This window comes from Candidatus Nebulibacter yamunensis (assembly GCF_024208055.1).
Classification (GTDB): domain Bacteria; phylum Pseudomonadota; class Gammaproteobacteria; order Francisellales; family Francisellaceae; genus Caedibacter; species Caedibacter lacustris.
Map to the genome: position 1 here is coordinate 54,640 of NZ_JAMBMW010000002.1, position 15,286 is coordinate 69,925.

At 38.1% G+C, this 15,286-nt stretch carries 16 protein-coding genes; 7 read left to right on the forward strand and 9 right to left on the reverse strand.

Annotated elements, in window-relative coordinates:
• Positions 1 to 2 precede the first annotated feature (2 nt).
• From M1V25_RS01260 to M1V25_RS01295, 8 genes are all read right to left on the reverse strand, one after another.
• Entirely contained in the window at positions 3 to 671 is a 669-nt protein-coding gene (locus M1V25_RS01260; protein WP_498842207.1) for a hypothetical protein, read from the reverse strand.
• Positions 668 to 1,915: an MFS transporter gene (locus M1V25_RS01265; protein ID WP_116963240.1), complete on the reverse strand. Its 1,248-nt coding sequence runs from the start codon at positions 1,913 to 1,915 to the stop codon at positions 668 to 670. The genes M1V25_RS01260 and M1V25_RS01265 overlap by 4 nt, the downstream gene beginning before the upstream one ends.
• Positions 1,863 to 3,074, reverse strand: coding sequence for a hypothetical protein (locus M1V25_RS01270; RefSeq protein ID WP_498842208.1), 1,212 nt, complete (start codon positions 3,072 to 3,074; stop codon positions 1,863 to 1,865). Before M1V25_RS01270 ends, M1V25_RS01265 begins: the two co-directional genes overlap by 53 nt.
• Positions 3,075 to 3,316: 242 nt before the next feature.
• The gene (locus M1V25_RS01275) at positions 3,317 to 3,487 is read right to left on the reverse strand and encodes a hypothetical protein (RefSeq protein WP_498842209.1); all 171 of its coding nucleotides are present in this window, start codon (positions 3,485 to 3,487) and stop codon (positions 3,317 to 3,319) included.
• 235 nt (positions 3,488 to 3,722) lie between these two features.
• Complete coding sequence (locus tag M1V25_RS01280) at positions 3,723 to 3,956, reverse strand: response regulator transcription factor (protein WP_498842210.1); 234 nt, start codon at positions 3,954 to 3,956, stop codon at positions 3,723 to 3,725.
• Between the two features lie 164 nt (positions 3,957 to 4,120).
• Positions 4,121 to 4,849, reverse strand: a complete 729-nt coding sequence (locus M1V25_RS01285; RefSeq protein ID WP_498842211.1) for a PLP-dependent aminotransferase family protein — start codon at positions 4,847 to 4,849, stop codon at positions 4,121 to 4,123.
• Positions 4,833 to 5,384, reverse strand: a complete 552-nt coding sequence (locus M1V25_RS01290) for a PLP-dependent aminotransferase family protein (RefSeq protein ID WP_498842212.1) — start codon at positions 5,382 to 5,384, stop codon at positions 4,833 to 4,835. The genes M1V25_RS01285 and M1V25_RS01290 overlap by 17 nt, the downstream gene beginning before the upstream one ends.
• Positions 5,385 to 5,387: 3 nt before the next feature.
• Positions 5,388 to 5,897 (reverse strand): RipA family octameric membrane protein, encoded by a 510-nt coding sequence (locus M1V25_RS01295; RefSeq protein ID WP_116963243.1) that lies wholly within the window; start codon positions 5,895 to 5,897, stop codon positions 5,388 to 5,390.
• Positions 5,898 to 6,345: 448 nt separating this feature from the next.
• Between M1V25_RS01295 and M1V25_RS01300 the strand changes: the two genes are divergently transcribed.
• The 3 genes from M1V25_RS01300 to M1V25_RS01310 all read left to right on the forward strand — a co-directional run bounded on the left by M1V25_RS01300 (position 6,346) and on the right by M1V25_RS01310 (position 8,959).
• Positions 6,346 to 7,158, forward strand: a complete 813-nt coding sequence (locus M1V25_RS01300; protein ID WP_498842213.1) for a nitrilase-related carbon-nitrogen hydrolase — start codon at positions 6,346 to 6,348, stop codon at positions 7,156 to 7,158.
• A 56-nt stretch (positions 7,159 to 7,214) separates the two neighbouring features.
• Positions 7,215 to 8,546, forward strand: a complete 1,332-nt coding sequence (rimO, locus tag M1V25_RS01305) for a 30S ribosomal protein S12 methylthiotransferase RimO (RefSeq protein WP_498842214.1) — start codon at positions 7,215 to 7,217, stop codon at positions 8,544 to 8,546.
• 212 nt (positions 8,547 to 8,758) lie between these two features.
• Positions 8,759 to 8,959 (forward strand): DUF378 domain-containing protein, encoded by a 201-nt coding sequence (locus M1V25_RS01310; protein WP_116963246.1) that lies wholly within the window; start codon positions 8,759 to 8,761, stop codon positions 8,957 to 8,959.
• Between the two features lie 185 nt (positions 8,960 to 9,144).
• Here M1V25_RS01310 and M1V25_RS01315 read toward each other — a convergent pair whose 3' ends face one another.
• Positions 9,145 to 9,705 (reverse strand): hypothetical protein, encoded by a 561-nt coding sequence (locus M1V25_RS01315; RefSeq protein WP_498842215.1) that lies wholly within the window; start codon positions 9,703 to 9,705, stop codon positions 9,145 to 9,147.
• Positions 9,706 to 9,877: 172 nt separating this feature from the next.
• On the opposite strand from M1V25_RS01315, the gene M1V25_RS01320 reads away from it, so the two are divergent.
• The 4 genes from M1V25_RS01320 (at position 9,878) to ftsH (ending at position 15,280) form a co-directional block, all read left to right on the forward strand.
• Complete coding sequence (locus tag M1V25_RS01320) at positions 9,878 to 10,792, forward strand: outer membrane protein (protein ID WP_116963248.1); 915 nt, start codon at positions 9,878 to 9,880, stop codon at positions 10,790 to 10,792.
• 35 nt (positions 10,793 to 10,827) lie between these two features.
• Positions 10,828 to 11,568: a substrate-binding periplasmic protein gene (locus tag M1V25_RS01325; protein WP_157966547.1), complete on the forward strand. Its 741-nt coding sequence runs from the start codon at positions 10,828 to 10,830 to the stop codon at positions 11,566 to 11,568.
• Positions 11,569 to 11,742: 174 nt separating this feature from the next.
• Complete coding sequence (locus M1V25_RS01330) at positions 11,743 to 13,164, forward strand: dihydrolipoyl dehydrogenase (protein WP_498842216.1); 1,422 nt, start codon at positions 11,743 to 11,745, stop codon at positions 13,162 to 13,164.
• 190 nt (positions 13,165 to 13,354) lie between these two features.
• Entirely contained in the window at positions 13,355 to 15,280 is a 1,926-nt protein-coding gene (gene ftsH, locus M1V25_RS01335) for an ATP-dependent zinc metalloprotease FtsH (RefSeq protein WP_498842217.1), read from the forward strand.
• The last annotated feature ends 6 nt before the right edge of the window (positions 15,281 to 15,286 follow it).

Consider the following 15,286-nt stretch of genomic DNA (forward strand, 5'->3'; position numbering starts at 1 on the left):
TTCTATTTTGCTATCCTTCTTAAAATGCCATGTGCGCAAAGGTTCGCACATACCGTATATTGAGCATCTTGGGGGTATACATGAAGGTGGTGGTATTTCATTAGCAAGCCCGTTAGCGCATAATCAATAAAAAAAGCTACGCCAGATAACTTATTCCGAATAATGTAGCGATTATTAGCATCAATCAACTCACTGCCGTGTTCCAACTTGTATATGCAATCATTGTTTGGACCGTGCAGATCGTCTATGTCGTTTATTTCAAAAAGCTTGTAACGAAGCAAACAAATTGCCAGAGATGTATCCTTAAAATCAGATAATGCCTGGTAAGTTCGGAGGGCTTCTATATTGTTTTCTGACAGTCCATCTAATTCAGCAAAAAAACCAGCTTGGCTATTAATGACAAGAGAAGTTGACTGGACATCTCGTCTTAGAATAGAGCGTGCACCATGATAGAGTTTAGCATTACGGTGAAGCCTTGGCTTTAAAACTCCATGATATGCTTCAAGCCATGGGTTTTGATCTAATAACTCAGGCTTACGTGCCTTTACTATTTTGTAAATCGATTTTGGCATGTCGTTGAGAGAATTTATGCAGAACTCAGCAACAAGTGCAGGGTAGGCGCCTGTGTGTTTGCAGAATAATGGTTCTAATTGAGATAGATTGCAATTCATTGGTAGGGTAGCTCCTCTTTTTTATATAAGACCAGATTACCTGCAGCACCAATCAGTCCAGCACTGATGGCAATAATGCCCGCAATAATAAGCAGCAGTCTTGCTGATGCCACAGGAACTTGTCCTGCGATGATAAAGCCAGTTAGCACGGATGCCTGGATAATGAAGATATGAGTTGGCATAAGCTGTTGGCGCGCTTCAGCAGGGACAATCTGCATGACAAAGGTAGACATCAGAACGTTTTGAAGCCCATTGGCCATTCCTAGGATAAGAAGAACGACATATAACCAGGGAATGGACTGATAAGCGCCCGATAAGCATACCGAAAAACCGACTGTAGTGGCAGCCATGCAGGCTGCAAACCCCATGCCGTGCTTTTTTGCCCATGACGTCAACACAATAGGACCTATCATCAAGCCAATGCTAATGGCAGAAACGATAAGTCCATAGGTAGCCTGGCTGTAATGAAGATTGATAAGCAACAAGTACATAAATGCAACATTGAAAGTTGAGGTGGTACAGATCGTAACGATCAATGGCAGTAAAGTGATTTTCATTCCTGGCAACTGAAAAAAGCGTAAAACTTGTGGCCAAATAATTTTCTTCCCTGCTTGATTGCCACTATGAGGCTTAATATTGACCGTTTTCGCCAATCTGCCAACTGATAGTAGAGAGCAGGGGATGGCAACGATAAAAAGAATACTAACTAATCCCAAACTCCAAGTTGCCCCGAAAAAAGCGGTTAATATGCCCGCTAGAAATGGGGCACTGATATAGCCAGCATTTCTGATAGATTGCACGAATTTATTAATATCAGCTAGGCGATCATGTTTAAAATAACTAGGGATAACGATAGACAGGACTGACCAGAAAATGCCACTGACCATTCCCATAAGAAAAGCAGCAGCATAAAACACATAGCTTATAGGGAAATTTGCACTGATAATTAAGGCAAGTATGCTTATGCAGAATATGGCAATCAATATCTGCATCACTTCAAAATTTCGCAAAAGTAGCATGGCTACTGGTGCGGCACACAGGCTCCCGATTAAAGTCGCAGACATCAAAAAGGAAAGGTTTTCCATCGACTGTTGATTCACCTGTGCAAAAGAAAAGGTAAATGCTGCGATCTCATCGCCGAAACTTGCAACAAAAACGGTAATAAGACCAGTCAGGAAAACTATGCTCAGATTAATTACAGGTTTCAATGGCCCCACTCCTGTATAAAAAATTAATGAGGTCATAAATTTTGCTTTGTTTGTGTTGATTAAACTTCCTCACATTAAAATGTAGCCCAGTAATAACTTCGTGGAGGAATGACTCAACATCAGGATCGTATGTGCATGATACGCAGTGTCCGTTTGCGCCAATCGCCAACTCATCATTTGATAGTTTGTACCATTGTACGCTTGCAAATGGGCGACATGTAAAGTTACTTTCCATTGTACATAACTTCGTGTCGAAAATGGGTCGTGGTACCTTCATGCCGCTGGTTGTTTGTATCAGAAGATGATTCAAAACAAGTTGTTTTTCATAAGTGCCATCCATGACCATGTCTGTTAGACATTGAAAATTAGTCATCACTTGTTTGGAAATTCGCGCGCGCCCAGAGAAACTGCCAGGATTTTCAAATATAGGATTACCTGCCAGCTTAGAGCATAGATAATCAATACTTTCCTGAGCTTCATCTATTGAATTCCATAAGGATATATTGAGATTAACTGAAATTTGTTCCTTCGTTTCCGCTACATGTAAGTAATCGTGAGGAAAATAACAAACACAATTGACTGTGTTTTCAAGTGCGATAGCATCTTGCTTGTAGGCATCATAATTTGGAGACTTCAGCCATAGGAGGTGTTTATTGCTATTATTCCAAGTATACATTGTTTTGCCATTGCGAAAGGTAAAACCGAAGTTGTGTGCATCATCTACGTGAATACCACTGGGCGTAGAAGAATATCGCCCGATAAAACAGTCAACATCAGCGCGACCTCCTGGTCTAAAACCAATGGCATCGCTAAGTACGTCAATAAAAAGTTTCGCATTGTCCCAAATGTATTCGGAAGCACCATGTAGCCCAAAATAAGCAATAGACCATTCTTGGTCTTGGTTTAATGTATTGATGCGATTAAGATAATCATCTAGGCTTAAATCGCTGTGAGAAATGGCAAATGAGTTGATCGGCATGGATGTTTTTAAGTTGTTTATGCCTGTGACGAACTCAGCTAATTTGTTGTTTATTTTTAAGATATTTGGTATTTCAGTGTAACGCTTCAGTGCTTTAACTAGCTCCATTTCCTCACAGATTAAAAAACCTGCAGGGAGATCCAATTGCATTGGTTTTTTACCAAAACCATAATTAACAAATGTATTGTCAAGTAATTCTGTAACAACTTGCTTCATTTCTTGATCCCAAAATATTTAATCCATTTCAAGTGCTTCATATGAATATATAAGCACGGAGTAAGTGATGGCGACCAGATCCTGGTCTTTTTCCTGAATTTGTTGTTTTTTGTTCACTTTTCATCATCACGGGCACCGACGTTACTATACTGTTTAGTTGCAGTAATGTCGTCTAGGGTGCTCCTGTGTCAGATCATCCTGTGTGATAGAGACTGGTTGTTGAAGGTTTATTTGCGTCAACTTTATATCAAGCGATGTTCATCCATTTGTGCATACTTAACATTGCTAATCCTTGGAGTAACTTCTTCAGCCGAGCATTGTGCATACTTAACGTTCCTGACGCTTGGACTTATTTCCTCCGCTTTACAAGCATGCAATATGGATTCTTGGGAAGCATAAGATTGGTTTTTCATAGTGTAAACTCCTTCTACGTTAATGTTCTACAATCGATTTATAAGCTTGAAAGCCTCCAAACGACCAAAGTCATCCCTGTCAGATGGCAATCACCTTGTAACAACTGTGCACTTGTCGTAATAGTGTTTGGGCTTTCGCAGGAAATTTTCTCGAATTAAGGATAGAAAGTACAGCCCCAGAATTCAGGTGTTTTTCACAAAATCTCCAATTTTTTTGTTTTCTTACGGATACGAATCAGATTAGCATTTTTATGTCCTCTGTCCTCTGTCCTCTGTTTATATACAAGATCCCGTGATAATAGGCAATGCTGACTGCATGAGCGATTGTTGTAGCGTTAAGCTTGCTCTTCAGATTCTTTATGTGCCATTCTATTGTATGTGACGATAGGTAAAGCTTAGTTGCAATTTCCTTGCAGCCTAAGCCTTCAGCTGTCAGCCGCAGTATTTCAGTTTCCCTTTCAGTTAGCATGGCTAATTTCCTTTTTTCACCCTCGCACACATTGTATCAGCTACGCAGTTATGGCACAACTAGGCTACGAGTATAATGTAGAGAATAAATGAACTGTCCTTAGTCTCAAGGTCTATATGAATATGGATGTGGAAAATATAGTTGACAATAAATAAAGCTGATATTTATAGGGCTTCTAAGCTTGCAATTTTGGTGACAACAGCCAAAACTTCAGTCGCTTTTTTAAGTTCAGTTACAGACGGTAATGAAGGTGCAATGCGAATGTTGCTATCAATAGGGTCTTTGCCATAAGGATAAGTAGCTCCTGCACTGGTGAGCTTGACGCCTGCATCTTGTGCCATTTGAACAATTTTTTTGGCAAGCCCAGGTTTACTGTTAAAACTAATAAAATAACCACCTTTAGGTTTATCCCAAGTGGCAAATTTACCTGCTGCTCCTAGTTCATGCGTTAACACTTCATTTACAATATCAAACTTAGGCTTTAAAAGTGCAGCATGTTTTGCCATGTGTACCATAAAGGCAGTCTCATCAGGTAGAAGTTTTAAATGGTGAAGTTGGTTGATTTTGTCGTGACCAATTGTTTGTACTTTTAAGTGATGTATTAGCCAATCGATATTTGCTTTGTTAGCTGCAACAATTGCAACACCCGCACCAGCGTAGGTAACCTTAGAGGTTGAAGCAAACATAAACGCTCGATTAGGGTTGCCAGCCTGTTCACACACATCAAGGATATTTAAAATTTCTACAGGATCATCGATATTTAGGTGATGAACGGCATAGGCATTATCCCACATGATTCTAAAGTCACTGGCAGCGGTTTGCATATAAGCTAAACGTTTAATTACTTCATCGCTATAACTCTCACCAGTTGGGTTGCTATATTTTGGGAACACACCACATTCCCTTGATGTTCTTATCTGCTTTAACAAGTGCTTCAACCTTGTCCATATTAGGACCTGAACCTGTTAAGGGTACGGAAATCATGTCGATGCCAAAAGACTCACAAATAGCAAAGTGGCGATCATAGCCAGGCGTAGGACATAAAAACTTGATTTTACCTTGCTCTGACCAGCTTTGCTGCTCGTTGGGTAACTTGTGAACCAGTGCTTTGATAATGGTGTCATACATTAAATTCAAAGACGAGTTCCCACCAATAATAATTTGTTCGGGTTTAATGTTAAGCACTTTGGCAAATACCGCTTTCATTTGTGGTAATCCTGTGAGTAAATCAGGCGGGCTGTAGTTACGGTAATCGGGGGCGATCACAACATCCTTATGGTTTAAGTTATGTAATAAATCATCTGATAAACTCAACTGTTGAGGGCAGGGTTTGCCACGCGTCATGTCTAATTTCAGGTTTTGTTTTAAAAAACCTTGATAGCGTGATTTCAGCTCAGCTAATTGATTTGATTGGATAGTTACTGTCATGTTTTAACTCCAAGCGACTACTAGATAAATGTAAATACCAATATAAAGCAAGATAAAAACAAAAGGCATATAAGTTTCAATGCGCTTAAGTGGTGTAAATGAACCTTTTTGCATAGCAGTAACCCTCTCTGCTGAAAAGATAGGACTAGATGGCAGACGCTTCTCAAGTGCGCCAATCACTTGTTCTTTAATATTGACTGTATGGCGATAAAAACGCACTACACGCCACCAGCAGTAGCAAATAGCAAGTAAGCCTAATAGTGGTAAAACCAATAGCCCAAGCGACAACTCAGCGCTTGATCGACTAATGCCAAGTGCCATGATTCCAACAATAGCGATGTTAGTAATCAAGAAGAATAGATTAATTGAAATACGGCGAAAGCTCGCACGATCTGCCATTTCAACATAGATCTTATATTGCTCAATCAAAAGCGAATAGTACTGCTCATTGCTGAAATTATCCTGCTCTTCATTCCATAGATTATCCATGTTGATATTATCAAAACGACTCATGAATGATTAACTCCAAATTGTTATCAAATTCTACGACAGTCAGATTAGCAGATTTATAGCTATCGGACTATTGTAAAATGTGTCAATTTTTTGTTTATTTTTAGGAGTTTTATAGAGACCATGCTCATATGAACAAGATTATTCCTGCTAGGCTCCAGATAGTAACTGAAAATGGTGAGATCATTAAAACTATAGCCATACCTGCTTTTAGTCAAGTACATAAAAGTTAACAACGCCTTAAATAGTATATATTTTTTCATTGATGATTCACCGAAAGTAATTTATGTGCCTTATCTTTTCTCATCAACCGATATTATAGAGCTTTCAGAGATTCTTAAACAAAACTTATATCCTGTTAAAATAGCATATAAGTGAGGAGAACGCTCTTTATTGTTATTTGAGTACGTTATATACTCAAACCAGTCAAGGATAATAAAGTGAGGATGCTATGGTCAAAGCAGCAGTAATTCAAATGAGCTCTTGTCTGGCAGTGGGTATTAATTTATTGACGTTGAAGCGCATGGTTGAGCGTGCAGCAAGTGCAGGTGCTAAGCTTATTATTTTTCCTGATAGATGTACTCTTTTTTCTGTTAACGCAACTGATTATGACATCAATAAGGAGGTTTTAGGTGAAGGAAGAATACAGGATTATATTCAAAAATTAAGTCGCGAGAATGACGTTTGGATTATTGCCAGTGGGATTCCCATCGTATCTGAATATAGTAAGTTAAAATATTATTTGGCTACGGTCGTTTACAATGACTTGGGAAATTTAATAGAAGTATATTACCAATTACCACCTACGTTACCTGCTGTGTTTCAATGGACGCATATGTTGTTGCAAAACCAAGAGTATGGAGAGTTTGTCAAAATTGTTCAAACACCGTTTGCGAACATTGGACTTAGCACAACGTATGACATATTTTGTCCAGAAATTTTTCGTTACTTCAAGAGGCAAGGCGCTGATGTATTTGTATTAAGTGCGGCGATGGGTAGTGATTTGGGTGTACACGCTTGGACTATGTTATTGAAAACCCGTGCATTGGAAAACAGTACGATGATTTTAGCAGCTAATCAAAGTGGTTTTCATGAAGATGCAAATATGCTTTCGCATGGTAATTCTGCGATTATAGATGATAGAGGTCAAGTTGTTGACAGTGTCGAAATTGGTGAAAAAGTACTTGTTGTTGAGCTGAATTGTAATTCTTTTAAAAATATTTGTTTTGATCAAAATCCATTCCAGTTACAATATCGCAGATAGTTCTTAAACGAGGTGTCATTTATTTGTACGCCTCATTTTTTTAAAGAAGGTTAAATATGCAATTACATATGCCAAAAGTAGGTTTTTTGAGCTTAGGCTGCCCTAAAAATTTAGTTGATTCTGAACGTATTATTACCAAGCTTAAAACAGATGGTTATGAAATCGCAGCTGACTATGCCAACGCAGACTTAGTTGTTGTCAATACATGTGGCTTTTTGAACTCAGCAATTGAGGAATCACTTGATGCAATTAAAGAGGCTTTGGATGAAAATGGCAAAGTGCTGGTTACAGGGTGTCTTGGCAAAAAGTCCGAGATGATTTTAGAAAGATATCCTGATGTATTGGGTGTTTCAGGTCCACAAGATTATGAAAACTTGATAAAAGCAGTGCATAAGCATTTGCCAATTGAACATCATGCCTTTACCTCTCTTGTGCCAGCACAGGGGATTAAGCTTACACCACGTCATTATGCATATTTAAAGATATCAGAGGGTTGTAACAATAGTTGTACTTTCTGCATTATTCCAGATATTCGTGGTAAGCTAAAGTCACGTAGGATTGATGATGTGATGATGGAAGCAAAACGCCTAGTCAATGCAGGTGTTAAGGAATTGTTAATTATCTCTCAAGATACCAGTGCTTATGGGGTGGATATTAAATATGAACAAGCAAAGTGGAACGATGAAGTGTATCAAAGTCGTTTTGTTGATTTAGCGCAAGCACTATCAACGCTAGGGGTATGGGTGCGGATGCATTACGTTTACCCTTATCCTCATGTCGATAAAGTTATCCCTTTAATGGCAGAAGGTAAGATTGCACCATATTTAGACATTCCCTTTCAACATGCCTCAGCACGTATTCTAAAGCTTATGAAGCGTCCAGCCAATGCAACCAATACACTTGCTACCATTAAGCGTTGGCGTGAAATGTGTCCTGATCTTACAATTCGTAGTACTTTTATTGTTGGTTTTCCTGGAGAAACTGAGCAAGAATTTGAAGAACTTTTAGCTTTCCTGGAAGAAGCAGAGCTTGATCGCGTAGGTTGCTTTAGCTATTCGGAGGTTGAAGGTGCTCAAGCAAACGATTTACCAGGTCTAGTTGCAGAAGAAATAAAGCAAGCGCGTTTAGAGCGTTTTATGTTGGTGCAATCTAAAATAAGTGCCAAACGTCTTAAACGTCATATTGGTAGTGTACAAAAAGTTATTATTGATGAAATCCGTCATGATGAAGGTATTGCACTTGCACGCACGCAATATGATGCACCAGAGGTCGATGGCGTTGTGATTATTGACAATATCAGTAACAAACAGCTTTCTAAGGGTTTGTTTGTGAATGTTGAGATTATACAAGCCAATCAACATGATTTGTTTGCACGACTTACTAAGTAAATCATTAGTTATATGCGTTGCATAATGCACAAAAGCCTTGAAATGTTTTAGATATAGTTGATTTGAGTATTAGATTCAATGCATCTTACGGGAACTTAATATTATAAAAATATAAAAAATAAATTGAATTTATGAGTAGAGGTACTTTAGAATTTTGAACCAAAGTGGTTTTGGATTTAGCTTTTGTAAACAGAAGTACTCAAGGAGAAAGTATGCGTTTTATAAATACAGTTTTGATGTTACTTACGATTATTGGTGGCTTTAATTGGTTCACTTTTGCGGTATTTAACTTTAATATTATTGCAACTATTTTTAGTAATTCAGCAGTAGGGCAAAAAATAGTTTATGTCATTGTTGGTTTGTCAGCTTTGTACTGTTTAAGCTTGATTAAGGTAGTTTATAAGAGTAAATAAGTTTTCAGTATGAAAGCCTGTTGTAAAATTAGTTATTTTGATTAGAGAAGGATAACGTTACCTTCACCCATGTAATGATGAGTTAGCTGATTTCTTAGTGATGATTGAGGCAATTACTCCAAGTATATCCCAGGGATGTATCACAACATAAGTAGGGGTAGTACGCAAAAGGTTGGGCATACTTTCTAGCATGTAGAATTTTCATTAAAAGGATTAGAAATAGTCCTATGAGACTTTCCCAGTACATTATCCTTATTACTGTCACTATTGCTTGGAAGATTTAAAATATAATCTGCTATTTCGGCTTTTTTAAGAAACTCCTCCTGTGACATTGCCATTAAGCGAGAAAAACCTGGATGATCTGTAGAAATTTGTTCTTTCACCAATTCCTTAAATTCATCCAAGCTCATTAGAGAATTATTCCCTTTCACCGAACCAAAATCAAAATCATATTGACCTGCTTCTTTAGCCTGCTCTGAAGTTACACCGTGAAAGACCGCAAAAGGCTCAAGAGCATCTGGATATAATTTGATGTAGTACTCCATAAAATTGATATTTCTGAAATCGTTGATGTAACCAGTTACTGTTTGATTTTGATGAAGACGGTATGCATTTTGATTTCGAAGATATGAGGCAGGATAATCGCTATTATCGTTAACCATTCCTGTGTGGTCTATCCCCGCATAGGCATAATGAATAGTGCTAAATGTAATTAATACTGCGACGCTGTATATTGTCCTTTTCATGTTGCTTTTCCTTTCTGAACTAAATTAAACCAATGAAGAAAGGTCATCTCCCTTTCTCACTATCGAATGGTAATAAAAAAAAGCATGAGGTCAATAGGTTGCAAACCATAAAAAATAATTATCCATAATCATTGTAAAATCTGGCAGAGTTTTATTTTAACTTGAAAGCATTATGTCTATACTTGCGAGACTGCTTGGTATTATACGTTTAAGATTTATGTGGAAAAAAACCGTTATTTTATCGACGTTTGTTGTTATGAGTGCAGCTGTTGTATTTGCAGGTGAAGTATCACTGCCCTCAGCTAAGTTTAACTTTCAAGTAAACACGATTTCATCGGATTCAACCTATAAGCCTTTCCTTGCTTTTGTTGATAATGAGAAGACATATATTCGTTTTCCTCCAACCGTAACAAATGATAACATGCCAATTATTTTAGTAGATCAACTAGGTGATGCTAATACACCGATCATTTTGTGGCAACAAGGATACGTTGTAATCAATCAGCCTTCTAGTCATATTAAAATTTATAATCCTAAAACAAAAAAGCTTATTTATGATTTGACTTTCCCCGAGCAGTTTAATTATGCGGTTGTGCCACCTTCACCTAGAATTTTGCCTTATGAGTATGCTGGTTTCTTCGTTGGAGCAACTGTTGGAGCATCAAATATAGATGGTAAAGGCATATCAGCTGCCGGTGGTATGAAGGCAGGTTATGATTGGCATTTCTTGAAAGGATTTTTGGCTGGATTTGAATTTGGCTTTAACTATGATGGTAAAGTGTCAAAAGATTCTGTTAACTATAAGAGCTGGAATATAAATACAATGCTAAGAGCAAAATATTTGTTCCAATCTGGGTTTAGCGTTACAGGTAAAGCAGGTATAGCATACGTCAAAAATAGTCAATCTACCCCAGCTGGAGCAGCAAGTAATAGCATACGGAATACAGTTGCCCCTCGATTTGGTGCGGAAGTGGGTTATTTGTTTACCAATGGAATTGGTTTAAATTTAGAATACGATCATTTATTCTCAAGTTCGAAAGTACTCTCATTAAATAGTTTTCGGTTTGGGGTTTCGTATATTTTTTAAGAGCTTTGTAAAAAATGCAAATATGGAGTTTGTTTATGAAAATTGCTACAACCCTTGTTTTATTGACACTAACGAGCACACTTCTATATGCAAAAGAAAATAATAAAATCAGTGTGGATTATGCTTTGGGTGATTATTACTACCCCTACATTGATAAGGGGCAAACAGATAATGGTTGCTTGACACGTTTTGTGACAAAAGTATTTAAGAGTCAAGGTATTGAGCTTGGAGAGATACGCTGGTTACCATGGAGCGTGGCATTAAAAAGTTTAAATTATACAAAATCTGCTGTTGTTTCGTTTCCATGGAGTTACACAAAAGAGCGTGCCAAGGATTATTTGTACAGTGATATTTTATATACTAAGCAAGCCTATATTTGGGCGTTAACTGAACAAAAAGATAAGTTAATTGACTTTACCAAGCTTAATGGTCAAAAGGTTTGTATTCCACAAGGTTATGGTGCCTATGGTCAGATGAAAAGCATGTTTGAAGCAAACAAAGCTATGCGTATTACGACACCAACGATGCAAGATTGTTTTAATCAATTAAAAAACAAGCAAGTCATAGCGGTTTATGCAGGTGATGATGCTATGAAGAACATGAAAAACGTTGATAAATCTGCAAATATGCTTTTTGCAAAAGCATTTGCTGCTGATATGCAAACGCATTATTTGATCGCAGGAAAAAGTAATTTTTTATCGGTTAAGCTAATTTCGGCTTTTAACAAAGGCTTGGAAGTGAATAAATTTGACTTTGATAAATATTGTAAGCAATAGCGTTAGCATGCATTGATCAATCTTGAGAATCACAAGATATATCAGTTCTCTAAAATTAAGAAGTTGTTAATAAGCATTTTATATTAATTATTAAATAATAATATATTTTAATTTGTTCTATGGGTTTGATACTATCAGTGACAAATTAAGAACTGTTTATTAAAGGTTAAGATCATGAAAAATGTAAAAGTGGCAATAGTTGGTGCAGGGACTGCAGGACTTTCAGCCAGAGCTCAAGTTGCACAAGTAACGGATGATTATGTTGTAATTGATGGGGGTTATATGGGTACTACTTGCGCACGTGTTGGCTGTATGCCATCGAAAGTACTGATTCAAGCGGCAAATGACTTTGATCGTCGGAAAGTGTTTACCAGTGAGGGAATCTACGGGGCAGAGTATTTACAAGTAGATCATCATCAGGTAATGCAATTTGTACGTAAATTAAGAGATAGGTTTGTTCGAGGTGTTATAACTGATATGCAAGGATGGCAACAAGAGAAACTCATCAATGAATATGTACATTTTGTTGATTCCCATACTTTGCAAACAGAAAGCGGTCTGAAAATAAGAGCAGAAAAAATTATTGTAGCAACGGGATCAAAGCCAATTATACCAAAATCATGGCAAGTTTTTAACCGTCATATTATTGATACTAACCAGTTTTTCGAACTTGAAGATTTACCCGAAAGGATGGTGGTTATTGGACTAGGGATTATTGGTATTGAATTAGGACAGGCTTTAGCTAAGTTAGGTATTGATGTGACGTTGGTTGGATTAGGTAAAAGTATAGGTGGTTTAAGTGATCCTGTCATTCAGGAATATGTGGCATCTAAATATGTAGAACAGCTCAATATTTCTTTTAATGGCGCCAACCTGCTTGGGATTGATCACAATGATAAGCTGCAAGTTGAAATAGAAGGCAAAATTAAATTATTTGATAAGGCATTACTAGCAATGGGACGCACTCCTAACTTAAGCCAGCTTAAGCTTGAGGTATTGGGCTTGTCATTAGATAAAGGCATTCCACGCTATAGCGAAACAACCTATCAACTACAGCAGCAACCACATATTTATTTAGTTGGTGATGGTAATGCTCAGCGTCCGCTATTACATGAAGCAGCAGACCAAGGTAGGATCGCAGGCTTTAACGCTGTGCGTGCAGATAGTCAATGTTTTACAAAACGCGTAGCTTTAGCAATTACATTCAGCGATCCTAATATTGCAACAGTCGGCATGCGTTACCAAGAAATCATCAGTAGTGATATAGATTTTGTCATAGGTAAAGTTAGCTTTGAAGGGCAAGGGCGCAGTATCGTTAAATCAAAAGAACAGGGTCTATTGCATCTTTATGCCAGAAAATCAGATGGTAAGTTGTTAGGTGTAGAACTACAAGCTCCTGAAGGAGAGCATTTGGCACATCTGTTGGCATGGGCGATTGCCAATCAGATGACAGTTGATGAAGTTTTGACGATGCCATTTTATCATCCTGTTATTGAAGAAGGTGTGCGCACCGCATTAAGAGATGCCTCCAAGCAGTTGGCGACTAAGGAGCATGATTTAGAGCTGTTTCGGTGTAGTGATATGCCAATTCGGTAAATCTGCTGAATTATAATTGTAGAGTTCAGTTTTTATATGCTATGGTTTGAGGCATTAAGAGAGATTGCAAATTTTTGTTGTGAAGTCATCGCGACAAGGTGGGTGATATATTATAATATGCAGTCAGAACTACCTAAGTGGTCAGATTACAAAGGTTAAAACAGACTAAATCAATAGGGATTACACTTGCATGAAGAAAAATGAATTTTTGCGAAATGCACTGTTCTGGGGGCTTATTGCCATTGGATTAGTGTTTATTTTTAGCAATATGAGTACTAAGACAGATTCATCAACAGCGATGAAGTACTCAAGCTTTATTCAACAACTTAATAGTGGCAGCATTCAATCAGTCATGGTTGATGGACGTACTTTTATCGGTACGACGGATACAGGAGAAAAGTTTACAACTTATGCTCCATTACTTGATCAAAGCATTGTTGATCAAATGCTGAGTAAGAATACGGAGGTTTCAGCCAAAGCGCCTGAGAAACCAAGTTTACTATTGGCATTTTTATTTAATTGGCTACCACTTTTATTGATTGCTGGTTTCTTTATTTTTCTGATGATGCGTGCAGGCGGTGGCAAAAGTGGAGCTTTTTCATTTGGTAAGAGTAAGGCCAAGCTTTTAGGTGAAGACCAAATTAAGGTTACACTTGCTGATGTCGCTGGTGTCGATGAAGCAAAAGAAGAGGTCAGTGAAATTGTGGATTTCTTAAAAAATCCGGCTAAATACGAAAAAATTGGCGGTAAAATTCCTAAAGGTGTATTAATGGTGGGACCTCCTGGTACAGGTAAAACGCTATTAGCGCGTGCGATTGCAGGTGAAGCTAAAGTTCCGTTTTTCTCAATTTCAGGTTCCGATTTCGTTGAAATGTTTGTTGGGGTTGGCGCATCTCGAGTTCGAGACATGTTTGAACAAGCAAAAAGACGTGCACCTTGTATTATTTTTATTGATGAAATTGATGCTGTTGGACGTCATCGTGGCGCAGGTCTAGGAGGTGGACACGATGAGCGTGAACAAACGTTAAACCAAATGCTCGTTGAAATGGACGGTTTTGCCGATAATGAAGGTGTGATTGTCATTGCTGCAACTAACCGTCCTGATGTTTTAGATCCTGCGTTATTGCGTCCTGGTCGTTTTGACAGACAAGTAACGGTTGGTTTACCAAGTGTCAAAGGTCGTGAGCAGATTCTTAAAGTACATATGCGTAAAGTAGCAGTTGGTGAGGAAGTGCGTGTTGATTGGATTGCGCGCGGCACACCTGGTTTCTCAGGGGCTGAGCTTGCTAACTTGGTCAATGAAGCTGCTCTTTTTGCTGCACGTTCCAACAAAGAAATTGTTGGAATGGAGGAGTTTGAAAAGGCGAAAGACAAAATCTTAATGGGAGCAGAACGCCGTTCTATGGCAATGAGTGATGAGCAAAAACGCTTAACTGCGTATCATGAAGCAGGACACGCTATTGTTGGTCGTTTGGTGCCAGATCATGATCCTGTGTATAAAGTGAGCATTATCCCTAGAGGACGCGCATTAGGCGTTACAATGTATTTACCAGATGGTGATCAAGTCAGTCAATCGCGTGAACAACTACTTAGTCGATTATCGAGCATCTTTGGTGGGCGGATTGCAGAAGAGCTTATTTTTGGCTATGACAAGGTGACAACTGGAGCTTCAAATGATATTCAAGTTGCAACTAATATTGCTAGAAGCATGGTTACAAAATGGGGGTTATCAAACAAGATGGGACCAATCTTGTTTGACGAGGATGATCAGCAACCATTTTTAGGGCAAAGTATGAGTAAAAGCCCTAAACATTTCTCAGATAAAACCGCGTTAGATATTGACGAGGAAGTACGTCGCTTGATTGATGAAAATTATGCAAGGGCAGAAAAAATCCTACGTGAGAACGTTGACATTCTCCATGCTATGGCAGAGGCGTTGATGAAATATGAAACGATTGATTCAATGCAAGTAGATGACTTAATGGCGCGTCGTGAAGTCAGAGAACCAGGTGACTGGGGAGATAGTTATGTTCCTAAAGAGGAAAAGCAAACTATAGCAAATAGACCAAGAAACAATGAATCATCTAATGTGTCAGAAACCACTCTAAAAGAGTAAACTACA